The organism is Anianabacter salinae (assembly GCF_019061145.1).
Taxonomy (GTDB): domain Bacteria; phylum Pseudomonadota; class Alphaproteobacteria; order Rhodobacterales; family Rhodobacteraceae; genus Anianibacter; species Anianibacter salinarum.
Map to the genome: position 1 here is coordinate 381,130 of NZ_JAHQZS010000001.1, position 26,316 is coordinate 407,445.

General features: G+C 64.8%; 14 protein-coding genes. 6 read left to right on the forward strand and 8 right to left on the reverse strand.

Translation table 11 applies throughout. From position 1 onward, the window contains the following. Positions 1 to 7 precede the first annotated feature (7 nt). Positions 8 to 1,453 (reverse strand): mannose-1-phosphate guanylyltransferase/mannose-6-phosphate isomerase, encoded by a 1,446-nt coding sequence (locus KTJ87_RS01920; protein ID WP_267137376.1) that lies wholly within the window; start codon positions 1,451 to 1,453, stop codon positions 8 to 10. A 212-nt stretch (positions 1,454 to 1,665) separates the two neighbouring features. On the opposite strand from KTJ87_RS01920, the gene KTJ87_RS01925 reads away from it, so the two are divergent. Together KTJ87_RS01925 and KTJ87_RS01930 are read left to right on the forward strand one after the other, a co-directional pair. Continuing rightward, on the forward strand, positions 1,666 to 3,279 hold the full coding sequence (locus KTJ87_RS01925; protein ID WP_267137377.1) for a peroxidase family protein: 1,614 nt from the start codon (positions 1,666 to 1,668) through the stop codon (positions 3,277 to 3,279). A gap of 66 nt (positions 3,280 to 3,345) precedes the next feature. After that, on the forward strand, positions 3,346 to 5,337 hold the full coding sequence (locus tag KTJ87_RS01930) for a tetratricopeptide repeat protein (protein ID WP_267137378.1): 1,992 nt from the start codon (positions 3,346 to 3,348) through the stop codon (positions 5,335 to 5,337). A 76-nt stretch (positions 5,338 to 5,413) separates the two neighbouring features. On the opposite strand, the gene KTJ87_RS18135 is transcribed toward KTJ87_RS01930, so the two are convergent. Then, positions 5,414 to 12,319, reverse strand: a complete 6,906-nt coding sequence (locus tag KTJ87_RS18135; RefSeq protein ID WP_323371579.1) for a Hint domain-containing protein — start codon at positions 12,317 to 12,319, stop codon at positions 5,414 to 5,416. Between the two features lie 262 nt (positions 12,320 to 12,581). Between KTJ87_RS18135 and KTJ87_RS01950 the strand changes: the two genes are divergently transcribed. Continuing rightward, positions 12,582 to 13,454: a hypothetical protein gene (locus tag KTJ87_RS01950; protein ID WP_267137379.1), complete on the forward strand. Its 873-nt coding sequence runs from the start codon at positions 12,582 to 12,584 to the stop codon at positions 13,452 to 13,454. A 60-nt stretch (positions 13,455 to 13,514) separates the two neighbouring features. Here KTJ87_RS01950 and KTJ87_RS01955 read toward each other — a convergent pair whose 3' ends face one another. From KTJ87_RS01955 to KTJ87_RS01980, 6 genes are all read right to left on the reverse strand, one after another. Further along, positions 13,515 to 16,157, reverse strand: a complete 2,643-nt coding sequence (locus tag KTJ87_RS01955) for a TRAP transporter large permease (RefSeq protein WP_267137380.1) — start codon at positions 16,155 to 16,157, stop codon at positions 13,515 to 13,517. A 15-nt stretch (positions 16,158 to 16,172) separates the two neighbouring features. Then, complete coding sequence (locus KTJ87_RS01960) at positions 16,173 to 17,159, reverse strand: TRAP transporter small permease subunit (RefSeq protein ID WP_267137381.1); 987 nt, start codon at positions 17,157 to 17,159, stop codon at positions 16,173 to 16,175. Positions 17,160 to 17,255: 96 nt separating this feature from the next. Further along, entirely contained in the window at positions 17,256 to 18,341 is a 1,086-nt protein-coding gene (locus KTJ87_RS01965; protein WP_267137382.1) for a TRAP transporter substrate-binding protein, read from the reverse strand. A 351-nt stretch (positions 18,342 to 18,692) separates the two neighbouring features. Next, complete coding sequence (locus KTJ87_RS01970) at positions 18,693 to 19,250, reverse strand: antibiotic biosynthesis monooxygenase family protein (RefSeq protein WP_267137383.1); 558 nt, start codon at positions 19,248 to 19,250, stop codon at positions 18,693 to 18,695. 69 nt (positions 19,251 to 19,319) lie between these two features. Further along, on the reverse strand, positions 19,320 to 21,833 hold the full coding sequence (locus KTJ87_RS01975) for a hybrid sensor histidine kinase/response regulator (protein ID WP_267137384.1): 2,514 nt from the start codon (positions 21,831 to 21,833) through the stop codon (positions 19,320 to 19,322). A gap of 38 nt (positions 21,834 to 21,871) precedes the next feature. After that, complete coding sequence (locus tag KTJ87_RS01980; RefSeq protein ID WP_267137385.1) at positions 21,872 to 22,438, reverse strand: molybdopterin-dependent oxidoreductase; 567 nt, start codon at positions 22,436 to 22,438, stop codon at positions 21,872 to 21,874. Positions 22,439 to 22,654: 216 nt separating this feature from the next. Here KTJ87_RS01980 and KTJ87_RS01985 point away from each other — a divergent pair, with 216 nt between their 5' ends. Genes KTJ87_RS01985 through KTJ87_RS01995 form a run of 3 tightly spaced genes read left to right on the forward strand, consistent with a single transcriptional unit; the run spans position 22,655 to position 26,313 of the window. Continuing rightward, positions 22,655 to 23,263 carry a response regulator gene (locus KTJ87_RS01985; RefSeq protein WP_267137386.1) on the forward strand — a complete coding sequence of 203 codons (609 nt, stop codon included), beginning with the start codon at positions 22,655 to 22,657 and terminating at the stop codon, positions 23,261 to 23,263. A gap of 60 nt (positions 23,264 to 23,323) precedes the next feature. After that, complete coding sequence (gene ade, locus KTJ87_RS01990; protein WP_267137387.1) at positions 23,324 to 25,018, forward strand: adenine deaminase; 1,695 nt, start codon at positions 23,324 to 23,326, stop codon at positions 25,016 to 25,018. Then, on the forward strand, positions 25,015 to 26,313 hold the full coding sequence (locus tag KTJ87_RS01995; RefSeq protein WP_267137388.1) for a hydroxymethylglutaryl-CoA reductase, degradative: 1,299 nt from the start codon (positions 25,015 to 25,017) through the stop codon (positions 26,311 to 26,313). The genes ade and KTJ87_RS01995 overlap by 4 nt, the downstream gene beginning before the upstream one ends. The last annotated feature ends 3 nt before the right edge of the window (positions 26,314 to 26,316 follow it).

A 26,316-nucleotide genomic window follows, 5' to 3' on the forward strand; every position in this document is an offset into this window, starting at 1 on the left:
AACGAGGTCACGACCTGCGATAGTCGTCGTCGTAGCGAACTATGTCGTCCTCGCCAAGATATGTGCCGGTCTGCACTTCGATCAGGACCATCGGCACACGGCCGGGATTTTCCAGCCGGTGAACAGCGCCCAAGGGGACATGCACGGATTCCGTTTCCGACACGAGGCTGACGGTGTCTCCGACGGTCACGCGGGCGGTGCCGCTGACGACGATCCAGTGTTCGGAGCGGTGCACATGCGATTGCAGCGACAGCTTTGCGCCCGGCTTTACCACGATGCGCTTGACCTGAAACCGCTCCCCAAGCGCCAGAACGTCGAACCAGCCCCAGGGACGATGATCGCGGCGTGACCGCGTGGCCTGTGGCACGCTCCGCGCCTTCATGTCCGCGACCGCCTTCGAGACGTCCTGCACACGGGTCTTGTCGGCGACCAGGACCGCGTCGCCCGTCGCCACCGCAACAATCCCGTCGAGCCCGATGCCGACCAGCTCGATCCCGTCCTCGGCGGTTGCGAGGTAACTGTCCGTGCAATCGATCTGCGTCACCGCCCCGCGCGTGGCAAGCCCGGCATCGTCCGCGCCCGACCGCTGCCAGATCGCGGACCAGCTTCCAAGATCGCTCCACGCTCCGTGATAGGGGATCACGGCAAGGTTCTGCGCCCTTTCCATGATGGCATAATCGATCGAGACGGACCGCACATGCGTCCAGTCCGTTGGGGCGAGCCGCCGGAACATGCCATCATCGCGCGCGTCGTCCGTCGCCTTGGTGACGGTCTCGATCAGGTCCGGCGCGTGAGCCTTGAAGGCGTCCAACATGGTGCGGGCGGCGAACAGGAAGATCCCGGCGTTCCACAGGAACCGGCCCTCGGCCAGCATCGCGGCCGCCGTGTCGCTGCCTGGTTTCTCGACAAAGCCGCGCGGCGTCATCACGCCCCCGTCCGCCGTCGGCGGTGCATCGAGTTCGATGTAGCCAAAGCCGGTTTCCGGCCGGTCCGGGGCAATGCCGAAGCACAGGATCGCGCCATTCTCGGCCGCGGCACGGCCCGTTTGCACCGCATCGACGAAGGCGGCGGGATCGGCAATGGCATGATCCGACGGCGCCACCAGCAACAGCGCGTCGGGATCGTCCCGCAGCGCGTCCAGCACGGCAGCCAGCACGGCGGGGGCGGTGTTGCGCGGCTCGGGTTCGATCAGGATGCGCTCGGGCGGATGACCGATGGCGGCAAGCTGGTCCTGCACCACAAATCGAAAATCCTCGGCGGTGACGACCAGGGGCGGCAGGAACTGTGGCCCGGCAAAGCGCTCCGCGGTAGACTGCAACAGGCTGTCGCCGCCGTCGAAATCGACGAACTGTTTGGGATAGCTTTGCCGAGACACCGGCCAAAGCCTTGTCCCGCTTCCGCCGCACAGGATGACCGGACGGATCGGGCGGAAAGTCGTGAAGTCCGAAGTCATCGTGTGCTCTGCCTGCCCTGACCGTCACGGGTTTCATCGCGGTTAGCAGTAAACAGACGCTTAAGAAAGTCGCATGCCGTCCGCCGTTCCGTGTCTCACCTGCAACGCTTGTGGAAAACTATGGTTGATCGCGCAACGATTGAAGGCGAAAGTCATGACGGGGGCGGGATCATCCCGAATTGGGGTGACCCGATCATCGACTGGGTAAGACGATGCTATTCTATACTGCGGCGAGTCAATTCGCCCTGCCGGACGAAGCGGCCGACCATAGCGGGGCGGTGTCGGTTTCGGCGGCCTGCGGCTTCTCGAAGCTGGATCCCGTGCCGGATTCCGGCGCGGCAGGACTTTCGCCGATGGGGTATTTCCTCGACCGGACCACGAACCTTGCGCCCGCCGCCGAGGACAAGATCCTTCACCTTGCCACCAGGATGGCCCGCATCGTCCAGGATCGCGCGCCAGGCATCGGCGTGCCTGCGATACAGGCGGATATCGCACGGTTCCTGTTCAACGACACCTGCGCCCCTGTGTTGCGCGCCGCTCCTCCCGATGGGCAGTCGGGTATCGGCCCGCTGCCGCGTCCTTTCGTCGAGGCAAGCCTGTCGAACCTGCGCTGCCGTCCTGTCGCGCTTGAAAGCGTCTACGGCGGTGCGCGCCTGCAGGGCAGCCTTGCCTGGCGGCTGCGTGATGTCCTGACCGACCCCGATGATCCTCGCAAGCTGCGTGTCGGCAAGCGCGGCCGGGCGCGCGATCTTTTGCGGCTGCGCGATATCCTTTCCTCTGGTCCGCGCGGGACCTTCGACGATCTGGCACGTTTCATTCCGCCAGAACTCGGGCCGATGTTCTTTGACGAGGCTGGACAGCCGCTCAAGGCGGTGGCGGTGGTCGCGGACCAGCGGCACGCGGCGGACATGCGCCTGTCGCGTATCCTTCTGGCCGTGATCGACGCTCACAATTCGCAGGCGGAACGCGCCGGGTCCGAGGTGGCGCAGGATGATCCGCTAAAGGGTTTCGGCATCGCGCAGTCCGCCGTCGTGCGGGGCTATCGCAGGATGCTTCGTGACGAGTTCCTGCCCGCCGTGGCGGACCCCATCACCATCGAGGAAACCCAACTTCTTGGCGCGCGGGTGTATCGCCAGTTCAAGACTGCGCTCAAGGGCTCTGCCCGCCCCGGAGTGCCAACGGCTTTGGAAGTGGTCTTCGCGATCCTGCCGGTGATCCAGCTTCTGTCCGTCGATGCAGGGGCGCAGTGCCTTGCGGATCATCTGCGCAAGAGCTCGGTCTGCAAGACGTCCGATCCTCTTGGTTTTCAGGATGGTCCGGCGCTGACCAGCGTCTCCGGCGGCACGGTCTCCGACATTCTGGGCGGCGCGCTTGCCGGATCGGCGCCGCATGACAACTCTGTCACCGTCAATCCTGAACGGCAGGCGCTGCGCGACTTCATCCGCCATCACATCGCGCTTGGTCAGCGGCTGAACCTGCCAAGTGCCGAGGATTGCATCAACGCGCTTCAGCTTCTCAACCATCATGTAAAGCCGCCGGAATACGACACCCAGATGCGCAAGTTCGGGCTCGACAAGCTGGTGCAGGCGGAAACCCCGCTGTTCGTCTACCTCTGGGTCGAGGCGCAGGTCGTCGGCAAGGGGCGCAAGCTGGGTCCGCTGGGGTCCAAGCTGCTCGCAGAACACCTGATCGGCCAGCTTGCCGATACAGAGGATGCGCTGACGGGCGCAGGGGCGGACAATCCCTTTGACGACGCGGCGCTTGCATCCACGGTCACGGTCGATGCGCTGACCCTTGCGACCGGACGCGCGCGGGATGCGGGCTGAAGAGCAAGCCTTGCGATTGTGCTGGCGCGACTGCGGGGCTGTGGATAACTTTGAGGGGCTAGCGCGATGCGGGGAACGCTCGTGGCCAACGGCCTGATGCTGAGAACACTGGGCCCCGCCGGGGTCGGCCGGTCGTGGACCGGTCCTCTTGTAGTGACGAACCGGCGCACGGTCGCGCTGTTGTGTATCCTGTCCTTCGATCACGGCAAGACGGAGCGCGACGCATTGGCCAGGCTGCTGTGGGGCGAGACCGGACCCACCGGCCAGCGCAAGCTTGGTGCGCTTCTTCAGGATCTTCGCGCGCTCGATCCCGACCTTGCGGACCTTGTCGGAGAGGATGGCGGCGAGATCGCTGTCCTCTCAAGCGGGCTTCAGAGCGACCTTGACCGGATTTCGGCGGTGCTGGGGGCCGGGACAGTGCCCGATGTGATGATGTCGACCCCGCGCCTCGCCACCCGAATCCTGTCCGGTCTGGACGGAATCACGCCTGATTTCGCGCAATGGGTGGCTGACCTGAGGCTTCGCACGGCGCAGCGCTGGATGACCCTTCTGAGCCACGGCGCGACCAACGACCTTCTCGACTTTCCCGTCCGTCATGCAATGGCCGAGGCGGCACAGCTTCTGGACCCGTTCGATCAGGCAGCGGCACGAAATGCGATGGCCCTGTCGGCGGCCACCGGAAACATCACGCGGGCGCGGCAGGTGCTGGATCGCTTGACCGCGCGTCTTGCCGCGGATGGACTCGCTCCCGATCCCGCAACCCTTGCGCTTGCGCGCGGCCTGCCCGAACAGGGGCCAATGTCACCGGCCGTCGTTGCCCGTGCGGGGGCCAAACGGCGCTACTATCATCAGCGGCCCGACACCGGCCAGCCGGTCGTCGCGGTCCTGCCGTTCACGCTGATCGGCGGGAACGAGGGCGAAAGCAGCCTTCGCACCATGCTTGCCGAAGACATCATCAACCGCCTCTCCACCCAGCGCGACGTGGCCGTGATGTCCGGCAACACGACAATGGGGTTTTCAGAGTCGACGCCGCGCCTGTACGAAAAGCTGCACAAGATGGGCGCGGATTATGCCCTTCTGGGCAGCCTGCACCGGCACGCGGGTGCCTTGCATCTGACCGTGCGCCTGACGGACACCCAAAGCAGCGTCGTCCAGACCGTCGTGCGGCGCGACATCTCGCGGGAGAATCTGCAGACCGTCCAGAACATCGTCTCGACCGGCGTGGTGAATGCCATCGTTCCGGGCCTGCAGGACGTCGAATTGAGGCTGAGCCAGGATGTCAGCATCGACGAATTGACGGTCTACCAGATCGTGCTTCAGGCGCGGCGCGAGATCTTTCGGCTGGAGCGCGATGCGTTCGAACGCGCGGGCGACCTGCTGCAGGAAGCCACGCAGCGCGACCCCTTGTATGCGCCCGCCTACCTGAACCTTGCCGACTGGCACAGCCTGCGGATCGGGCAAGGCTGGTCCGATGACCCCGACGGCGATCAGGCGCGTCTTGTCGAGGCGGCGCTTCGAGCGATCAAGCTGGGCGGCTGGGTGTCGCGGGCCTATGCCGTTCTGGGTCACAACAAGGCGATCTTCGAGAGGGCCTATCCCGAAGCCGAGGTGCTGTTCGAGCACGCGCTCGATCTTGCGCCGCACGATCCCGAAACCTTGCTCTGGACGACGCCCACTGCCGCGTTCACCGGCCGGGCCGAACTGGCGCGCGAAAGAATGGAGCGGGCGATCGCGCTGACCCCGCATGATCCGCTGTATTTCCGCTATGAGCATTTCCTAGCTGTCGCGCTTTACGCGTGCCGTGATCCGCACGAAGCCGTGCGCCATGCCAAGGGCTCGCGCCAGAAAAACCCCAAGTACACGGCGAACCTGCGGCTTCTTGCGGCGGCGCTGGCCGAGCAGGGGGATACGGACGAGGCGCGTCAGGTGGCCGCTGACCTGCTAGCGCTGGAGCCGGGGTTTTCCGTGAAGGCGTTTGAAGCGCGCTCGCCGATTGTCGATCAGGCCCTGCTAGGCGCTTACGGCGCCGCCTTGCGCTTGGCGGGACTTCCCGACTGATCGACGTTTCAAGCTGCGCCAAAGGAAAACGGCCCGCGCGCTGCACGGGCCGTCCTTGTGTCGTTCCAGCGTCCTGTCAGATCAGGAAGTCCGGGTTGTCGGCCAGCATCTTGCCTTCGTGCGCCTTGAGGCTTTCCCGCGCCGCGCGTCCATAGGCCGACGCGTCGATCCGCAGCTCCGGGAACAGGGTCAGCACCTCTTCGCGGGCCTCATCCTCGAGCGCCTCGAAACCCATCTCGCCGGGGTGGAAGCTTTCGGAAGGGGCGCCATTGGCATAGACCAGCTCGTGCGTGTCAAAGAGCATGTGGAAATATTCCACCTCGCCGCCCTCATCCACGAAGATGGTATCGCCGTTCACCAGGTGCTTGGCGGCCACGAGAACCTCGCGGTCGTTGAACAGAAGCTCGGCGCGCCAGCCTTCGACGAGCATCCTGTGCTGTGGCGAGACCAGAAGGTCGCGGTCGTTCTTCATCGCGCCCGCCTTGATCCGGATCGGTGCCAGCCTGCCTTTGGCCGGAACCTTGCGCGATCCGACCCAACGCATCGGCTGCAATCCGTGGTCGCGGGTCACGATCATCTCGCCCACGTCCAGATCCTCGATGGCCTTCTCGCCGGTGGCGGTCTGGATCATCGTGCCGCGGGTGAAGCAGACCACGATTTCCTCGATTTCCGAGAAGACGATGTCCGGCGTCGTGCCGTCGCGGAACTCCACCCGGCCCGAGGTCGAGTTGCCATCGACATCGACGGTATCCACGATGTCGTACTGCTTCAGACCGCGCAGGTTCAGCGTGTCGAAGTCGTCGATATCGCTCGGTTTGGTCGACCCGGTGCCGCCGTCGACGATGTCTCCGCCGTTGAGGTCGATGAACAGGTCGCGGTCGTCGCCACCGGACATGGTGTCGTTGCCGGCCCCGCCCCGCAGGGTGTCGTTGCCCTGCCCGCCGATCAGCGTGTCGGTGCCTTCGCCGCCAAACAGCTGATCGTCATCCCTGCCTCCGTCGATGGTATCGTCGCCATCATCGCCATAGAGGATGTCATCGTCATCCTGCCCGAAGATGCGGTCGTTGCCCGCGCCGCCGCGAATGACATCGAGGCCATTCGTCGGGTCGGGATCGGGCGCGGTCCCCGGTGCCGGATCGTCGATCAGGTTCAGCACGTCCGGGAAGATCGGATCCAGACCGCCATAGATGGTGTCGTCGTCCTCGCCACCGTCGATGTCGTCCGCTCCCTCACCGCCAACGATGAAGTCTTCGCCCTTGCCGCCCTTGATGATGTCGTCATCAAGGCCGCCGTCGATGGTGTCGTCACCGTCGCCGCCGTCGATGAAGTCGTCATCGTCGCCGGTCTTGATCGTGTCGTTGCCTGCGCCGCCAAAGACGGTGTCCTTGTCGTCGTTCGGGTTGCCATCGGCAGGGATCGGCGGAACGTCGGTCGGGTCGGTCAGATCGCCGTCGTTGTTGGTGTCATAGCCGGGGAACCCGCGATCGGGCAGGGCGGTCAGCGGTGTGCCGCCGCTGGTGTCGATGACATCGTCGCCATCGCCGCCGTCCACCGTGTCAGACCCGCCGCCGCCGGTGATGGTGTCGTTGCCATCGCCTGCATTGACCGTATCGTCGCCTCCGCCCGTGTCGACGGTATCGTCGCCGGTCGAGCCGGTGACCGTATCGTCGCCGCCGCCAAGCGTGATGGTCTCGATCTCTTCGAACGTCGTGGTATCTGTTCCGTCGGTGATCGTGCCCGTTTCCGGGGCAGACAAGGTGACGGTCAGATCGTCGCTGATCGGCGCGGTCGTCAGGGTGTCGCCATTGGTCTCGCCGGTCTCGCCACCAATGATCTGGTCGTTGTCGATCCCGTTACCTTCTTCGGCGATGACGAAGACATCGTCGCCCGACCCGCCGTCCACGATGTCGTCGCCAAGACCGGAGTTGATGACGTCATTGCCGCCATTGCCGTAAATCTCGTCGTCGTTCCCGTCGGTGCCGTCGATCTGGTCACCCTGCGCGTCGGTGTAGCCAGGGTTCATGCCCTCGCCTGTCTCCAGGCCGTCCACCGGACCGGGGGGCGCCGGGGGCGGGGGCAGGATGACGTTCTCGATCTCGGTATAGCGGACCGTCACCAACTCGCTGTCGGCGTTGAGATAGCTGAACGTCCCGCTTTCAGAAGCCGGATCGCCGCCGTCTGGGCTGAAGCTTTCCAGCTTCACGCTGCGCAGGTCCAGAACGTCGCCGATCAGGTTTGGCGCGCCCGGGTAATCGTCGTTGGTGGTGTCGGCGCCGCCCTCGTCGGTCTCGCCGCCGGTGATGGTGGCAAAGCCCGGACCGGTGGTTTGGGTTGGATCGACGAAGAACACGTCGTCGCCGCCCTCGCCGCGCGCGGTGTCGAACGCTCCGACGGTGATGGTGTCGTCGTCGCCGCCGCCCTCGATCAGGTCGCCGCCTTCGCCGCCGTCAAGCGTGTCGCTGCCCGCGCCGCCGCCAAGCTGGTCGTTGCCTTCGCCGCCGTTGATCGTGTCGTTACCGGCCTCTCCGAAGAGCGCGTCGTTGTCTGCGCCGCCGTCGATGACGTCATCGCCTGTGCCGCCGAGGATGGTATCGGTTCCGGCCCCGCCGCTAAGCGTGTCGTTGCCTTCCCCGCCCTTGATGGTGTCGTTGCCGACGTTGCCGTCAATGGTGTCGTTGCCGGTGCCGCCGTCGACATCGTCGTTGCCAAGGCCAGCGTCGATGATGTCGTCGCCGCCATTGCCCTCGATCACGTCATCAAGGCCGTCCGCGCCGTCGATGAGGTCGCCGCCGCCATCGGTGGGTCCGTCGGCATCGTCATAGCCCGGTCCCATCGTCTCGCCGAACTCTTCGCCGTCGACGATGCCGTCGGGTGCTTTCGGATCGATCAGGACGTTCTCGATCTGGGTGTAGGCGACGGTGATTTCCTCGCCGTCACCGTTGCGGTAGACGACCACGCCCGCCTCGGGGTCGAGCCCGTCCGGGGTAAAGCTGACCACGTCCACGCCGCGCAGGTCGAGAACGTCGCCAAGGGGCAGCGGAGCGCCCGGGTAATTGTCGTTGGTCGTGTCCGCACCGCCCTCGTCGGTCTCGCCGCCGATGATGCTGATCGAACCCGGGCCGTCTGTGTCGGCCGGATCGACGAAGAACACGTCGTCGCCGCCGCCGCCGATGCCGGTGTCGCCTGCGCCAAGCGTGATCGTGTCGTCATCGCCGCCGCCATCGACAATGTCCGCGCCGAGCCCGCCGTCCAGCGTGTCGGTGCCCGCGCCGCCCAGAAGCTGGTCGTCGCCGTCGCCGCCGGTCAGGGTGTCGTTGCCGGTGCCGCCGTCCAGCTGATCGCCGTCGCCGTTGCCCTGAAGCGTATCGTTGCCTTCGCCGCCGCGCAGGATGTCGGTGCCCGCGCCGCCGATCAGGACGTCGTCGCCGATGCCGCCATCAAGCTGGTCATTGCCCGGGCCGGCCTCAAGCCGGTCATTGCCTTCGCCGCCGTCGAGCTGGTCGTTACCCTCGCCGCCAAGAAGCGTGTCGTCGCCTTCGCCGCCGATCAGAATGTCGTCGCCGTCGTTGCCGTCGATGGTGTCGTTCCCGGTGCCGCCGTCGACGGTGTCGTTGCCCTTGTCCGCGTCGATGGTGTCGTCGCCGCCATTGCCAAGGATGGTGTCGCCGCCGGTGGTGATCTTGTCGCCGCCGCCATCGGTGGGCCCGTCGGCGTCGTCGTAGCCAAGCTCCATCGTCTCGCCGAAGTCCTCGCCGTCGACGACGCCGTCGGGGCCGTTGTTCACCAGCACGTTCTCGATCTCCGAGAAGGTGACGGTGATCGTCTCGCCCTCGTCGTTGAGGTAGCTGAACGTGCCCGCCTCGGGGTCGGTCGGATCAAAGGTCAGATCCGTGACACCCACACCGCGCAGGTCCAGAACGTCGCCGACCGGGTTCGGAGCACCCGGATAGTTATCGTTGGTGGTGTCGGTGCCGCCCTCGTCGGTTTCGCCGCCGATGATGGTGATCGCGCCGGGGCCGTCGGTGTCGGCTGTGTCCACGAAGAACACGTCGTCGCCGCCATTGCCCTGCGCGGTGTCGCCAGAGCCGACGGTGATCGTGTCGTCGTCCCCGCCACCCGAAATCGTGTCGGCACCCTTGCCGCCGCTGATCGTGTCCGACCCGCCCTCGCCAAAGATGACATCGTTGCCGTCACCGCCGTCGATGGTGTCGTCGCCGCCAAGGCCATCGTCCACCGGCGGAGTGCCGGGGGCGTTGAAATAGATGTCGGTGACATAGATGCCCGAGTTGTTGGGGCCGTTCTGGTCATGCTCCAGCACGATCTTGGACACCGGGCCGGGGACCGTGACCTGAAGCGTGTATCCGGCGGCGTTCGGATCGGCATAGCCGCCATTGCTGTCGGCAGTATCGTTGCCCGCAACCGTGTTGCTGTCGACAAGCGTCAGGTTCGCGCCGCCGTCCAGGACGACCTCGATCGGCTGGCCGTTCTTGTCGAAGGCGGTGATACGCACGACGCCGTCGCCGTCGATGTCGTTCACGTTGAAGCTGACATCGGTGACCGCATCAGAGAATTCCCACTGGAAATCCCCTTCGCTGCCCTGACCGCCGGTTTCGGACTTGAGGCCGCTTGTCGCGTCGATGGCTTCGCCATCGCTGTCGATCCCGGTCACGTTCAGCGTGGCGTCGGCGCCTTCGCTGAAGTGATTTCCGGTGTCCTTGGTGCGGGTATAGGTCACCGACACGGTGCCGGTATCCTGTGTGACGGTGCCGTCATACTCGGCGCCCGTCAGGTCCTTCCATTCAAAGCTCTCGCGCGGACCGTCCGTGCCTGGCGAGCCGCCGAGGTCGCCGTTGTCGCCGTAGATGACATCGTCGCCGTCGCCGCCGGTGATCGTGTCATTGCCAGGCGCCACGCCCGAACCGGACGCAGACGTCAGGATCACGTTGTCGATGGCCGCGCCAAGGTTGTCCTCTGCGCCGGTGCCCTCGAACTCGAGCCGGTTGTTGCCGTTGCCCGCCCCGCCCACAAGGCTGAGATTGATCGTCTCGAAGTCGGATTCGCCGGTGTTGCTTGGGTCGATGGTCGCGACCAGCTCGCCCCCCCAGTAGACATTCACCAGGTTTTCGGCCGGGCCGTCCGTCGATGTGAGGTCCTTGGCATCGCTGACGTCGAACTTCAGGTCATAGGTCTGGCCATCGACGATACCGCCGATGTCCTGGCCGATGCGGATGTTGCCTGGGCTGGCATCCATGTCCAGCCAGTTGTCGCCGTCCGTCGCCTCCATGCCGCCGCGGCCGTCGTTGTGAAGGTCGACGTTCTCGGCGGGATCGGTGGTGGTCCAGCCGGGCACGCCGCCGGTGCCGACAAAGCCGTAGCCGGTAGCGGTCATGCCCGAGACGTTCTCGAACGATCCGTTCTGGATCAGGTTCCCGCCGCCATTCGTGCCGCCATCGCCATAGATCGTGTCTTTGCCCGATCCGCCGTCGATGGTGTCGTCGCCGCCATTGCCGAAGATCGTGTCGTCGCCGGTGCCGCCATCGATGATGTCGTCGCCTGCGCCCTGAATTTCCACATCACCCGCGACGACGTCGCCGCCCGCGTCGAAATAAACGTTCGACACCTGCATGTCGCTGTCGGCGTGGCCGACATTGAGGTGCTCGATCTCGATGCGAGAGACGGGGCCCGCGATCTCGACCAGGACCGAGTACTTGGCGTCGCTCGGCGCGCCGCCATTGTCGTGGTCGTCGTCAGATGTGGCTGTGTCGCTTCCCGGCTGACCATCCTTGCTGGACAGTACCACCCCGGTGCCGGCATCCGTCATCGTGACCGGAATCAGGTTGTTGTTGGCGTCATAGGCGCGGATCTGCACCTGAGAGTCGAAATCAAGGTCGCTCACGCGGAAATCGACGTTCGAGACGGCTTCGGAAAAGCCAAGCTCGACCACGGCGCGGTCGTCGTCATCATTCGTCTCAAAGGCCAGGTTGCTGCCCTTGTTGACGGCGCCAAGGCCACCTGTGTCGATGCCGTCGACGTTGCCGTGCGAAGTCTCGTATTCGATTTCCGTGCTCTTGTCGGTCAGAATCCTGAACGACACATCGACCGTTCCGGTGTCCTGCGTGAAATGCGCGGCATCATGCTCGTCGCCGTAGCCGGGCGCCTTGCTCCACTCGAACACTTCGCGGGTCGCGCCGCCAGTTGCGCCGTCGCCAAAGCCGCCGTCGCCATAGATCGTGTCGCTCCCGGCGCTGCCCGAGATCGTGTCGTCGCCCGAGCCGCCGCCGATCAGGTCGTCGCCGCCCGCGCCGTCGATCGTGTCATTGCCGCCGTTGCCGTCGATGATGTCCGCGCCAGCGGTGATCTTGTCGCCGCCGCCATCGTTTGCACCATCGGCGTCGTCATAGCCAAGGCCCATCGTCTCGCCGGATTCCTCGCCGTCGACGACGCCCGTCGCGCCGGACCCAGGGGGGGCGACCACGGGGGCGGCGATGGTGGTGTTGTCGGCGGACTGGTTGGAAAACCAGCCGGAGAAATTGGATTCGGTGACTTCGGTGATCTCGACCTTCGAGATCTGCAGATTGTCGAGCGATCCGTTGTTGTAGAGATCGCTGATGAAGACGTCGCCGTTCTGGTTCTGGATCAGCACGACCTTGATCGTCTGTTCGACCCCGTTGGGGTCGGTCACGACGACGTTCGCCTCGACCGAGGCGTCGGTCTTGGTGGTAAGCGACCCGCTGCCGAGGTTGTAGCTTACCGTGTCGGACGTGCCGAGAAGCGCGTCATCATCCGCCACCGCGCCGTCGCCGCCGTCCTTGAGCGTGGCCGTGACCACCTTCAGCGCCGTATGGTCGACCGACGTTCCGACCAGATCATCGGCCTTTTCCGCATCCGTGTTGTGAAAGAGAAGGCTGCTTTCGCTCGTGTCGATCGAGGCGAAATTGCCAAGGTACACAAGGTTCACGATCTTGGTCGAAGAGAACGTCATAATAGGTCTCCATCACTGCAAGCAGCGGCAGCTGTTCGCTTTCAGTTGAAGGGAGGAGTGCGACCGGCCCCCACGACCGAATCCCGCCATTGTTCCGCCACAAGCTATGCCGTAGATCGGCGATAGCTAACTGCAAATTTACAAAGTTCTTGCGCCAATTACTGCGGATCAGGCAATATACAGGTCCAAAGTATTGCAAATTTACATGCTACAGTGTGGGCGTGGCGCACAATCCCGAACAGCCGACCGGAGTGTTTCTTCAATGAAATCAGTCATCCGAATCAGACAAAGCAGCGGAACGCGGCTGGCCTACTCCGAACAGTTCCTGATGGGCGAGCTGCTGGAAGAGGCGTCGCACGCCTCTGATCCCGACTTCAGCGCGTTCCAGGTGGACACCCTTCGCGGCCTCAACCGGACGTTCGACGCCGATGCCATGTCGGTTGTCCACTGTACGCTGGATGCCAACCAGATGATCGCCTCGATTGCCCGGATGGCGTTTCACAGCATGGCCGAGAACGAGCTGGACGCCTATCGCCGCGTCCAGCACCTTGACGTGACCCGGCCCGCGATCTTTCGCAATGTCGGCACCGCCGTCTTCAACACCGATTTCCGGCCGCTCGACGCCTGGCAAAAGACCGACATCTTCCGCGACTACTACCTGCCGCTGGGAATGCTGCACACCGCCAGCCTTGCCTACGCGGTGCAGAACCTTGCCCGCGCACGGCTGCAGATCACCTATTTCAAGAAGATCGGGCGGCAGTTCGACGCGTCGCTGCACAAGGATGAAGTCGAATTCCTCTCGATCCCGTTCTTCATTGCCTGGTCGTTCCGCTGTGGCCTGATCGACCATGTGACCTGCAAACGCTGGCTGCGGCTGTTGATCGGGCGTACGCCGACGCAGCTTTTCCTGCTGCGCGCGATGGCCTCGATGCCGCGCTATTCGATCGATGTTCTGGCGGACCGCTTCGGTCTGGGCGCGCGGATGGTGAACCACCATTTCGCCGAGGTCTACGACAGCATCCTGCCCGAGCTGGAGGCGCCCTACGAGGTGCCTGGCAACGCCTCGCGCATGGTCGATCTGGCGCAGGCTTTCGGGTTCCTGAGGCTGGCCGGCGACTATCGCGCCAGACCCTGATCGCCTTAGACGGAACGGGCCGCCCTTGCCGGGCGGCCCGTATCCTCCGTGTCCTTCAGATCAGAAGTTCAGCGAGATATCGCGGTGGTTGGCGTTGCACGCTGCAACGTCGAGCGCCTGTTCGCGCGGCAGGCGAGGCTGGCTGCGAAGGCCGATGGTGTCGCGGATCGCGGCCTCGTAGGCGCGCAGGTCCGGCAACAACTCGGCCTCGGCGCGGGTCCGCCATTCGATCTCGCTTTGCAGCAACGCCTGTGCCTCGGCCATGATCGTGTCGGCCTCGTCAAAGTTGCCATCCTCGATCTCGCCGCGGGCGTCCGACAAGAGGCTGCGGATTTCCCGCGCCGCCGGAACGTCTCCGATGGCACTTTCGACCGGGCGGAACACGTCGTCGACCGTATCCTCGTCCAGCGTCGGCGCCGCTTCGCGCAGGCGGTTCAATTCCGCCTCGAACGGGGGAAGCCGGTCTGCAGCAGCGATGATGTCGATCAGTTCAGGCACCGGCTGATAGGCCTGATCCACGGTGCGCTGGAACAGTTGCCGCGCCCTGCGGTCTGCCGACGCAAGTTCGTTGAAGGCGGCCTGCGTGTCCAGCCAGTCGTCCGGGATCTGTGCCTCGAGCGCGGCAAGCTCTTGTTCCCGTTCGGCGATACGCGCCTCAAGCCGGTCGGGGTCGCCAAAGCCGCGCGACAGAAGTGTCCGGGCCTCTTCCAGATTGTCGTTGATCCGGTTCATGTCCCGTTCGATCCGCCGCACGACGGTGTGGACCGGACGGTATTCCGGCGCGGCCTGTTCCATGGCCAGGTCGGCCTCATTGATCTCATTCATCAACGGGATGGCCTGAGCCGCCTTTTCCAGACCTTCCTGCCAATCGCGTGACAGCGAAGCGGGCAGGTAGGACACGTCCAGCCCCTGCGCACGCTCTATCGCCGCCGAGATCTCGTCGCCGCGGTCCTCGAACTCGTCGTGGATGTAGTCGGCGATGCAGTATTGCAGGCCGGGGTTCACTGGCGGCGGGGCCGTCACGGCCAGCAGCGATGTGCGCGCGGGCAGGTAGTTCACCAGCGGCGGGTAGAATGCGACGACGACAAGGGCCAGAAGCTGCAGCCCGATGAAGGCGATCACGCCGCGATAGATCGACACCGTGCGCACCGCCTTTGGAGCGACGCCCCTCAGGTAGAACAGTGCAAAGCCGAAAGGCGGTGTCAGAAAGGACGTCTGGATGTTCAGGCCGATCATGACGCCGAGCCAGACGGCGGTGATGTTCGCCGAAGGATCGGCCAGCAGGATTGGCGCGATGATCGGCACCACGACCACGGCGATCTCGATGAAGTCGAGGAAGAAGCCGAGAACGAAGATCACCAACATGACGATGAAGAACTTCGACCAGAACCCGCCGGGCAATCCGTTCAGGAAGTCCCGGACGAGGTCTTCGCCGCCGAAGGCCCGGAAGGCGGCCGTCAGCATCGCGGCGCCCAGAAGGATGATAAAGACCAGCGACGTCGTCTTGGCCGTTTCCACCATCACCTCGGACAGCGTGTTCTCCATCTTGAAGGCGCGCAGGGCGCTCCAGATCAGCGAGGCGACGACAAGCACGGTGCCAAGGACACCGATGTAGATGCCGGTCATGGTCGCACCCGTGGCAAGCACCTGCTTGATGTTCATCGGGAAATACGCGAGCGCCAGCGCGATCAGGGCAAGCCCCGCAATCGCGAGGGCCGCAGGCACGAAGATGTTGCGCGTTCCGGCCTTGGGCAATCGGTAGCCCGCCATCACCAGCGCACCCGCCGCGCCGATGGCCCCAGCCTGGTTGACCGTCGCGATGCCCGCGATGATCGAGCCGAGCACGAGGAAGATCAGCGCCAGCGGCGGCACCAGCGTCAGGACAACGTCCAGCCAGAACTTGGCGTTGCGCTTGCCCTCGTAGGGCACGGACGGCGCGTCCTTGGGCCGAAGGATGGCGAAGACCAGGATGTAGAGCATGTAAAGCCCGACAAGCACGAGGCCGGGCACGAAGGCGCCAAGGAACATCTCGCCCGCGCTGGTCGAGGTGACGGCGTATTCGCTGGGCAAGGACAGCTCGCCCGTGGACTGCTTGTAGAGCGCCGTGCGGATGGTTCCCGCCTGATCGGACGCCGACGCAAGCTGGTCGGCAAGGATGATGAGAACGATCGATGGCGGGATGATCTGGCCCAGCGTCCCCGACGCGGCGATCGTGCCGGTGGCAAGCTGCGGCGAATAGTTGTTGCGCAGCATCGCGGGCAGAGAGATCAGGCCCATCGCGACCACGGTGGCGCCGACGATGCCAGTGGTGGCGGCCAGCAGCGCGCCGACGAACACCACCGAGATGCCAAGGCCGCCCGGGATCGGGCCAAAGAGTTGCGCCATGGTGACCAGCAGGTCCTCGGCGATCTTGGACCGCTGCAGCATGATGCCCATGAAGATGAACAGCGGAATCGCGATAAGCGTATCCCTGTCGACCTCCCAATAGACCCCTCGAAGGTTGGTCACCCCCGCTGACAGCCATTGTGACGGCCCGCCCGAGTGAAAGAAGATGTCGGTGTTGCCGGCGAACAGATAGCCCGACGCGGCTGCAAGGCCGATGGTCAGGATCGCGGCGCCGGGCAGGGCAAAGGCCACCGGGTAGCCCGAGCCCAGCGCGAACGCCATGATGCCGATGAGGAGAAGAAGGAAGAAGATTTCCATGATGCTGTCCCGGCCTTAGTGTGCGGCTGTGCCGTCGCGCTCGACACGGCCGGGTTCATCCCGCCAGTCGGCAAAGGCTTCGAAGAGGTAGGCGACGAACTGGATCAGCATCGTCGCGGCAAAAATGCCAAGGAAAGCGGCCATCTGGTACTTGATGTACATGCCCGCCGGTCCCGACTGCGAGATCTCGAAGTTGCGCACCGGTGCGTTTATCAGCGACTGCGGTCCGTCAAATCCGATGTAGAGGATCGTCCACGCGGTCACGATGCCCAGCAGAAGCGTTCCGAAGGTGTTGGCGCGGCCCTTGGCGCGCTCCGAGAAGCCGGAATACAGCACATCGACGCGCACATGGCCTTCTGCAAGCAGCGTATGTGCCGAGGCGAAGAGGAACAGCGCGGCATACCAGTAGCGCACGAGATCGCCCATGAACGCCTGTTCATAGGAGAACACGAAGCGCGAAATCACGATCAGCAACTCGGCGACCACGATCAGCAACGCAAGCCAGACAAATCCGAGGCTGCGCGTGAACAGCGCCAGCACGAAGCCCGCGACGATCAGGGGGACATGCACATTCATCGCGGTCCAGCTGGCGCGGGCAAGCCCGACCGACACGCTTTCGGGGAAGAACTGCACCAGCATGCCTTCGATCCGCATGAAGGCGATGGCGGCATCTGCGACGCCGACGAAGAACACGCCGAAGAAGAATGCGCGAATGAGGTAAGCGTTGAAGTCGCTGATCCGTCTGGCCTCGTAACGCAAGGAGCGGTCAGGCGAGGATGCGACGACGACGGCCGGAAGAATGAGGGCGACCAGCAAGAGGACGAGTTGCGTCCACGCGCCCGCGCTGCCACCCGAAAAAGCGTCGAACGCACCGGGAAAATCATAGGCCACGGTCAGGAAGTTGGCGATCTGGTGGGCGGCCAGCAGAAACAGCATGGTCCAGCCGAAGTAGCGCACCAGCGGCGCACGCCGTCCGGTCCTTTCGATGCTTGCGTCGGTCATTGATGTCCCCGGAATTCGGTGCCCGTCCCTGGGCTACCCCAAAAGGCGCGAAAGCCGGGAAACCCGGCTTTCGCTTCTTGGTCTCGCAAGCTGAACTCAGCCCAGGTCGAGAACGCGGTTACGCTGGTTGACGAAGGTCGTCTCGAACTGCGCCATGAAGCCGCCGATCTCGCGCAGCTTCGCCTGGAAGCCGTCGTCGATCCGGGTGGCGAGTTCGGAATGTGCGCGGGTTTCCTCGAACACTTCCGCCGACGCTTCTCCGAAGGCATCCCAAATGTCGTCGTTGAACGCTTCGACCTGCACACCGTGCTCGTCGATCAGGCGCTGCAGGTAGACCCCGTTGAGAGCCGCCGCTTCCTCGTGCGAGGCCGCGAGTTCCATGTAGGACGCCGCAGTGATGACTTCCTTTTCCCAATCGGTCAGGGTGCCCCACCAGGATGCGTTCATGCCGAGGGCAAGACCGCCGCCCGGCTCGTGCATGCCGCCGGTGTAGTAGTACTGCGCCGCTTCGTAGAACTTCATGAAGAAGTCATTGTAGGGGCCGACCCACTCGGTCGCTTCGATCGAGCCCGACACGAGGTTTTCGTAGATCTGGCCGCCCGGAAGCGACACGGTCGACGCGCCGAGTTTGGTCATCACCTGGCCGCCGAGGCCGGGGATACGCATTTTCAGGCCCTGAAGGTCGTCACGGCTTTCGATGCGCTTGTTGAACCAGCCGCCGGCCTGGGTGCCGGTCGAGCCGCAGGCGATGTTTTTGAGGCCGAATTCGCCCGCCAGTTCGTCCCAAAGTTCCTGACCGCCGGCATACTTGATCCAGGCGTTCCACTCGGGCGTGGTCATGCCGAACGGAACCGAGGTGAAATACGCCCATGCCGGGTGCTTGCCGGTCCAGTAGTAGTCGGCGCCGATGTAGGCTTGGCTGTTGCCGGACGCGACTTCGTCGAACGAGTCGAATGCGCCGACGCGCTCGCCCGCAGCGAAGTACTGGGTCTGGATGCGGCCGTCGGACAGCGACGTGATGTTGTCGGACAGGCGCTGGGCCGAGATGCCGAGACCGGGGAAGTCACGCGGCCAGGTCGATACGATCACCATTTCCTTGCGCTCTTGCGCAATGGCGGGGGCTGCCAGGGTTGTGGCAGCGGTGCCGAGCGCGGCGCCCTTCAGAAATTTACGACGTTCCATTGAGTCCATCTCCTCCTTCTGGACAATTCTTTTTTAATTCTTGTCGAGGCCCGCAGTCGGGGGCGGCGAAAGCTTTGCGCGCAACCATCCACAGGCAACTCTTCGGGAACCCTATGGACTAGCCTGCGTTTCGGCAAGATGCTTGTCCGCTGTGTGGAACCCAACAGTGTTGCACCAGTGTTGCTCTTGCTCGCAGACCTATCCGAACGGATGGGAATTCTCGGTCAGGTTTCTTGTTCCTCGCCATCAGGTTGCTCGTCTGCCGCTCGCTTGAGCATTGGCCCAGCATCTGGGCGGCCTGCGCAATCCCTGCCGACATGATTGCTAAGCCGTTGATTCGCGTCATTGCCTTCATTCAGGGTCCGGCGCTTCGGCCCGCTCGGTCATTCCGTAGTCCCGCGTGATGGCATAGATCCGGCCAGCTTCGGTGCCCGGATGACCTGCGACGATGGCGCGCGCCTCGGGCAGGCTGGACGCTGCCGCGACCGACAGGAAATGCCCCGGCCGCGTGACGCTTTCGAAATGGCGCATGTCCTGCGTGGAGGGCGTAGCGGGGGCGATGGCGCTGCGCAGGGTTACGACGAACCGCGCGCTCGTTGAGTCCTCGGCGCGGCTGTCCAGGTCGATCAGGGGGCCGATCCGGATGCGGTATTCCTCGAAATGGACAGAGCGGCCTGCAACCTGGGACTTGCGATGCTCGCGGTCGCGCCGCCATGCAAGGATCGCCGCCTCGTCGCGCCAGTGCTGGTGCGACAGGATCGCCTGCGGATCGTCCAGCCGCCGGAACCGTTCCAGATCCAGCAGGCCATCGTGACGGGCAAGGTGCGGGCGCAGCCGATCGACATGGGCAAAGTAGTGGTCCAGATGGCCCGGTTTAGGCCGCATGTCGAAGAACAGGGCGAGGGTCATGGCGCGTGGTCCTTGGTGCGTGTCTGGCGCGCCGTGAATACCGCGCGCCGAGGGTTGGCGCAAAGCGGGCTATTCGGCGGCATCGCGCCCCTCGAAGATATCCTCGGTCACCGCCGCGACTGCCTCGGCCAGCCGTTCGGCGGCGTCCATCGGCGCCCTGTCCGCGTCCGGCCCGTGGCCCGGCTTTCCGAAGGCCAGCTCCGCGTCGATGGCGGCCTGTGCGACGTGCGCAAACCCCAACGCCCCGGCAGAGCCCGCCAGCAGATGCGCTGCCGCGGCCCGGGTTGCGTCGTCTGCCCCGTCGTCGAGAACCTGTGACACCAGGTCCCGCGCTTCGGCCCTGAACCGGACCACCAGCGCCTTGCGCGCGTCTGCGCCGATGATTTCGTCCACATCGTCGGTTCCCGCCACGGCGTGCCGAAGCGGCGCGAACCCGGCGCCGTGCGGATCGCGGCAGGTCTCGCGCAGCGTATCAAGACGCACCGGCTTGAGCATCACGCCGGTCAGCCCAAAGGCGCGGAACCGCTCGATCTCTTCTGGAAGGGCGTGCGCTGTGACGGCAAGGATCGGGGCGTCGGCGGAAAGCCCTGACTTGCGTATCAGCTGGGCGGCGGTGCATCCGTCCATCACCGGCATCGCCACGTCCATCAGGATCAGGTCATAGGCGTGTTCCCCCGCCAACGTCACCGCCTGCTGTCCGTCCCCGGCTTCGACCACGACATGCCCGTCCAGTTCCAGCATGTCGCGCAGCACGCTGCGCCCGATCTCGTTGTCGTCCGCCAGAAGGATCGTGCGCATCGGCATGTCCTTGGCAGCGGCGGGCTCATACGGGCCGGTCTCGGTGCCGACTTCCGGCGTCAGGACCGGCAGGTCTAGCCAGAACGTGCTGCCCTTGCCAAGGGTGCTGTCCACGCCGATCTCGCCGCCAAGAACGCGCGCAAGGCGCCGAGCGATGCCAAGCCCAAGGCCGGTGCCCGCGATCTCGCCGTGGTGCGACCGGGGGCTGGTCTCGAAATCGTCGAAAATCCGCTCGATCCTGTCGGGATCGATGCCGCGCCCGGTGTCGGTGATGCGGATGCGCAGGATCGTGCCTGCGTCGGCGCCGACCTCTTCGGCGGTCAACTCGATCACGCCGCCCCTTGTGAACTTTACCGCGTTGCCCAGAAGGTTGGACAGCACGCGCCGCAGCTTGTTCGGATCGGTCAGGATGTGGTCGCGCGGCGGTCCGATCCAGCGCCAGCCAATCTGGTTCTCCGCCGTCGCCGCCAGATCGCACTGGCCGCGCACGGCGTCCTCCAGCAGCGCCGACAGATCGACCGGCTCCAACTCGCGGCGCATGTGCCCGGCGTCGTGGCGGGCGACATCCAGAACATCCTCGACATGGTTCAAAAGCAGACGGCCCGAGGTTTCCATGTTCTCGGCATAGCGCGCCTGTTCCGTGCCAAGTCGTGTCTGCAGCAACAGCGCCAGCGACCCGAGCAGCCCGTGCAGCGGCGTGCGTATCTCGTGGCTCATCATGGCAACGAAATCGGTCTTGGCGCGTTCCGTGGCAATGGCCTGATCGCGCGCACTGACCAGCGCGTTCTCTGCCCGCAACTGGATCGAGATGTCGCGGACGAACACCACATAGATGTCGCTGTTCTCAAGCCGGGCGCGTTGCAACGAGAATTCGGCGGGAAACCGGGCACCATCGGTCGTGAGGCCGGACAGCCGAATGCGGCCGCGCCCCGCAAGATGGGCAAGCGCGGCCTGTTCGTCCCGCACCGGCCCGGTGTCGGCCACCAGGATATCCGACAACCGCTTGCCGTAAAGCTCGGGTTCGGTCTGGCCGAACATCGCAACCGCAGCGGCGTTTGCCGTCCTGATCCGTCCCATGCTGTCAGTCACTAGGATCGCGTCGAGCGACGTGGCGACCACCGTGCGCAACCTGTTTGACGTCTCTTGCAGCACGCGCGCCCGCGACTGCGAACTCATCAGAACGCGCACAAGGATGATGGCGACGGCGACAAGAACCAACAGCACGGTGCCGATCACGAGGGCCAGAAGCTGCAAGGTGTTCGAAAGGTTGGTCCGGCGCACTTGCGACAGCGCGACGGAATACGCCTGTCCCTCGACGGCGACGGCGCGAACGTCAGCCTCTGCGGTGCGGATCAGTGCGTTCAGGGTGTCAAGCTGCCCGCGCAGCACCGCGTCGGGTGCGTCGATGATCGGCACGGCCTGTGTCAGAAAGGCATGCACGTCGTCCAGCGCGGATTCGAACACCGGATCGGTGGGCACCGGGCGGTAGCGCGGGCTGTCCGTCACGATGTCGACGCGGCTGTAGAAGATGTCGAAGTTGGTGCGCACCTCGTTCAGATCGAAGCTTGGATCAAGCGCCGCCTCCAGCCCGGAGCTTCTGAGGCGGCCGAATTCCACGTCAAGCTGGGCGACGGACCAGACCGTGCTGTCGGTCGAGGCTGTGCCGAGTGTGCGCAATTCGCGCTGCACGTCGCTGGCCAGCGTGACCAGCACGCTGAGGGCCGCGACCAGGGCGGTCATGGCCAGCACGGGCTTCCAGAAGGTGACGTGCAGGGGCGGCATCATTCATGCAGCAGACGCGGCGGCGCGCAGCCGGTCAAGCCTCAGGGCAGGATCCTGAGACGGTCAAGCTGCCAGATGCTGCGTTGGTAGACCAGTTCGGTCCTGTAGGAGTCATCGAGGTCGTAGGGGTAGACCACCCAAAGCGGACCCTTGTCGCGCACGGACATCGCACCGCCATTGCGTTCATAGGCGATGATTGGCGCGTCAGGCCCGATCTCGTCAAAGGGAATATCGACGGAATAGTCGTTCAGCGCGACCGCCTTGATAAGACGGCCCTCGATGCCGAAATGCGCCAGAAGCTCGGCCAGCGCCACGCCGGTAAACGTCTGCTCACCCGCCGTCCAGATCGTCGTCGTTGTGAAACTGTGTTCCGGCAATGCCTCGAGCATGGCGCGGTCAAAGACGATGGACGTCGAATCGGATCGGCTGGTTTCGGGCAGATCAAGCTCGCCCGAGACTGTCAGAAGGATGTCGTCCTCGGAGATAGGCATCCCCAGAAGGGCGTCGAGCCCGGCTGCCCCCGCTGCCGGACTCGACTGCCCGAGATACGCCGCAAAAATAGCGGTGCAAAGCGCCCTCGGGATGCAATTAAGCGTGACCATGACCATGCCTGGCGCTCCTAGACGCAAGAAGTTGATACGCGGCAATGACGCTTTGCGTCAGGTTGTTTTTGGGATAGGATCATACCCGAACGGGTAGACACCTATGCGGATAGAAGCGTGTCTGCCATCCATTCGTAGCCTATCCGGCGTCGACAACCCATGTCGTCTGGCTAAAGTGCCCGAGTGAAACGAAATATCGTACCAAGAGTGATCGGCCTCCCCATGCGTATCCTGATCGCCGATGACCACGAATTGCTGCGCGATACCCTTTTGCTGTACCTTCGAGGCGCCGGATACGTCGTTGTCGATGTCGGGTCGCTCGATGATGCGATCCTGCGGCTAGAGGACGAGCATTTCGATATCGTGCTGCTCGACTTCAACATGCCGGGCATGGCTGGGCTGGACGGTCTGGGACGGGCGCTCGCCCTTGGCAAAGATGCGAGGATCGCGCTGATTTCCGGCGTCGCGCGCCGCGAGACCGCAGAACAGGCGCTGGCGATGGGCGCGGCGGGGTTCCTGCCCAAGACGCTTTCGGCCAAGTCCTTCGTCAACGCGGTGCAGTTCATGGCTCTGGGCGAGCAGTTCGCGCCGATCGATTTCATGACGGCGCCGGACGACATTATCGATCATCCCTTCGCCGACAAGCTGAGCCGCCGCGAGATGCAGGTGCTCAAGGGCCTGACCGAAGGCAAGTCGAACAAAGAGATCGCGCGCGATCTCGACATTCAGGAACCCACGGTCAAGCTGCACGTCAAGACGCTTTACAAGAAGGTCGGCGCCGCCAACCGGACACAGGCGGCGATGATCGCGCGCGACGCCGGAGTGTTCTGAGCACTGGACCTTCCCGTGTCGCTCGGGTCTGCTGAGGCCAAGGGCAAGACAGGGGGCGACATGGCCGATCTCGAAACACGCATTGCGCAGGGGCGCGGCGATCTGCCTGCCGACTTGGTGCTGCGTGGCGGCAGGGTGCTGGACCTGATCACCGGCGATCTTCTGGACGGGGACGTGGCGATCTGCGGCGATACCATCGTCGGCACCTGCGACGACTACGATGCGGCGCGCATTGTCGATGTCTCCGGCCTGATCCTTGCGCCCGGCTTCATCGACACGCACCTGCACGTCGAATCGAGCCTCGTGACCCCGCTTGAATTCGACCGCTGCGTGACGCCGCGCGGGGTGACGACGGCGATCTGTGACCCGCACGAAATCGCCAATGTCATCGGCGCGGACGGTATCCGCTATTTCCAGCGCGCGTCCGAGCTGACGATGATGGACCTGCGGGTGCAGCTGTCGTCCTGCGTGCCGTCCACACATATGGAAACGGCGGGGGCCGAGTTGTCGGCAGGCGATCTGGCCGCGCTGATGGGGCATCCGTCCGGCATCGGTCTGGCCGAGTTCATGAACTATCCCGGCGTGATCCACCGCGACCCGCAGGCGATGGCGAAACTGGCGCTGTTCGAGGGTGGGCATATCGACGGGCATTGCCCGCTTCTGTCGGGCCGCGACCTGAACGCCTATATCGCCGCAGGCATCCGCACGGAACACGAGGCGACCAGCGCCGCCGAGGCGCGGGAAAAGCTGCAAAAGGGGATGCGCGTGCTGATCCGCGAAGGGTCGGTGTCCAAGGACCTGCACGCCCTGCAACCGCTGCTGACCGAGCGCACCGCGCCCTACATGTGCCTGTGCACGGACGATCGGAACCCGCTCGACATCGGCGAGCATGGGCACCTCGACTACATGATCCGCGAACTGATCCGGCTGGGCACGCCTCCGCTGGCCGCCTACCGCGCCGCCAGCCTGTCGGCGGCCGAAGCGTTCGGGCTCAAGGATCGCGGGCTTATCGCGCCTGGAAAACGGGCGGACATCGTCGCTATCGGCAGTCTGGAAGACTGCGATGCGCGCATGGTCCTCGCCGGGGGCATCGAGGTGACGGACGCAGCCTTTGCCGCGCGCGGCGCGCTCGATCCGGTCGGGCGGCTGTCGGTCAAGGCTCCGGCGGTGACGGCCCGGTCGTTCCGCAACGGCGGCAACCGCGAGGAAACGCCCGTCATCGGCATCCGCGAGGGCCAGATCCTGACCGATCATCTGACCGAGACGATCGCCATCGAGGATGGTGACAAATGCCCTGATCCCGCCCGCGATCTGGTCCGCATCGCCGTGGTCGAACGACACGGGCGCAACGGCAACATCGCCACAGGCTTCGTGCGTGGCTTTGGGCTGAAGGCGGGGGCCATCGCGTCGACCGTGTGCCATGACCACCACAACATCGCCTGCGTCGGCATCGACTATGGCGACATGGCCACCGCAGCGAACCGCCTGGCCGAGATCGAGGGCGGCTTCGTCGTGGTACGGGATGGCGTAGTTCTGGCGGAACTGGCGCTTCCGGTCGCGGGGCTGATGAGCCTCGAGCCGTTCGAGACGGTGCGCGACGGTCTGCGCGATCTGCGCGCTGCCGCGACCGGCCTTGGTGTCACGCTGGAAGAGCCGTTCCTGCAGCTTGCCTTCCTCGCGCTGCCGGTGATCCCGAGCCTCAAGATAACCGACCGCGGGCTGGTCGATGTGATGAGATTCGAGATCATCGGATGAAGGGGCACACCTTGCCAGAGCGATACACCTCGCGCATCGAAGGGATGCGCAGCCTGACCCCCGAGCAGCGTCTTGACGCGATTGCCGAGGCGGCTGGGCTTTCAGACGACGAGCGCGCGGTGGTGTCGGGCGACACGGGCCTGCCCCTGCAGCTTGCCGACGGGATGATCGAGAATGTCATCGGCACCTTTGATCTGCCGCTGGGCGTGGCGACGAATTTCGTGGTGAATGGCAAGGACTACCTTGTTCCGATGGCTGTCGAGGAGCCGTCGGTCGTCGCGGCAGCGTCCTACATGGCGCGGATCGCGCGCGATCATGGCGGCTTTCACGCGCAGGCCGACAGGCCCCTGATGCGGGCGCAGGTTCAGGTGCTTGGCGTGCCCGATCCCAATGCCGCACGGCACCGGCTGCTGGCTGAACGACAAGCGCTGATCGCGGCGGCGAATTCCCGCGACAAGGTCCTGACCGATCTGGGCGGCGGCTGCATCGACATCGAGGTGCATACCTTCCCCGAAACCGCCGTCGGGCCGATGGTCGTCATGCACCTGATCGTCGATGTGCGCGACGCGATGGGCGCGAACACCGTCAACACGATGGCCGAGTTTCTGGCCCCGCAGGTCGAGGCGATCACCGGCGGCAAGGTGCGGCTGCGCATCCTGTCGAACCTGGCCGACCTGCGGCTGGTGCGCGCGCGGGTCGAGTTGCCCGCCGCGGCGCTGACAACCGACGCGCTGGACGGGGCAGAGGTTGCTCAAGGCATGGTCGAAGCCTGCGTGCTGGCGCAGATCGACCCCTACCGCGCCGCCACCCACAACAAGGGCATCATGAACGGCATCGATCCCGTGGTGGTCGCTACCGGCAACGACTGGCGCGCGATCGAGGCGGGGGCACATGCCTATGCGGCGCGGTCAGGTCGCTACACCGCGCTGACGGCGTGGGAGAGGCGCGCGGATGGCGGGCTGGTTGGCACCATCGAACTGCCCATGGCGCTTGGCCTCGTGGGCGGCGCCACGCGCACGCATCCGGCAGCGCGCGCGGCGCTGAAACTGCTCGCCGTGGATAGCGCGGCGGAACTGGCCGAGGTCACGGCTGCGGTCGGTCTTGCGCAGAACATGGCGGCGCTGCGTGCGCTGGCGACCGAGGGCATCCAGCGCGGGCACATGGCGCTTCACGCCCGCAACATCGCCATTACGGCCGGGGCCACGGGGGGCGAAGTCGACCGCATTGCCCGGGCGCTCGTGGCCGAGCGTGACATCACCGTGACCCGCGCGAAAGAGCTGCTTGCGGGTAGCTAGCTG

Coding starts and splice junctions, on each gene's coding strand:
- KTJ87_RS01955 (WP_267137380.1), bottom strand. CDS start 16,157: ATGGAAATCTTCTTCCTTCTTCTCCTCATCGGCATCATGGCGTTCGCG.
- KTJ87_RS01970 (WP_267137383.1), bottom strand. CDS start 19,250: ATGACCCTCGCCCTGTTCTTCGACATGCGGCCTAAACCGGGCCATCTG.
- KTJ87_RS18135 (WP_323371579.1), bottom strand. CDS start 12,319: ATGACGTTCTCTTCGACCAAGATCGTGAACCTTGTGTACCTTGGCAAT.
- KTJ87_RS01930 (WP_267137378.1), top strand. CDS start 3,346: ATGCGGGGAACGCTCGTGGCCAACGGCCTGATGCTGAGAACACTGGGC.
- ade (WP_267137387.1), top strand. CDS start 23,324: ATGGCCGATCTCGAAACACGCATTGCGCAGGGGCGCGGCGATCTGCCT.
- KTJ87_RS01995 (WP_267137388.1), top strand. CDS start 25,015: ATGAAGGGGCACACCTTGCCAGAGCGATACACCTCGCGCATCGAAGGG.
- KTJ87_RS01925 (WP_267137377.1), top strand. CDS start 1,666: ATGCTATTCTATACTGCGGCGAGTCAATTCGCCCTGCCGGACGAAGCG.
- KTJ87_RS01920 (WP_267137376.1), bottom strand. CDS start 1,453: ATGACTTCGGACTTCACGACTTTCCGCCCGATCCGTCCGGTCATCCTG.
- KTJ87_RS01965 (WP_267137382.1), bottom strand. CDS start 18,341: ATGGAACGTCGTAAATTTCTGAAGGGCGCCGCGCTCGGCACCGCTGCC.
- KTJ87_RS01960 (WP_267137381.1), bottom strand. CDS start 17,159: ATGACCGACGCAAGCATCGAAAGGACCGGACGGCGTGCGCCGCTGGTG.
- KTJ87_RS01985 (WP_267137386.1), top strand. CDS start 22,655: ATGCGTATCCTGATCGCCGATGACCACGAATTGCTGCGCGATACCCTT.
- KTJ87_RS01980 (WP_267137385.1), bottom strand. CDS start 22,438: ATGGTCATGGTCACGCTTAATTGCATCCCGAGGGCGCTTTGCACCGCT.
- KTJ87_RS01950 (WP_267137379.1), top strand. CDS start 12,582: ATGAAATCAGTCATCCGAATCAGACAAAGCAGCGGAACGCGGCTGGCC.
- KTJ87_RS01975 (WP_267137384.1), bottom strand. CDS start 21,833: ATGATGCCGCCCCTGCACGTCACCTTCTGGAAGCCCGTGCTGGCCATG.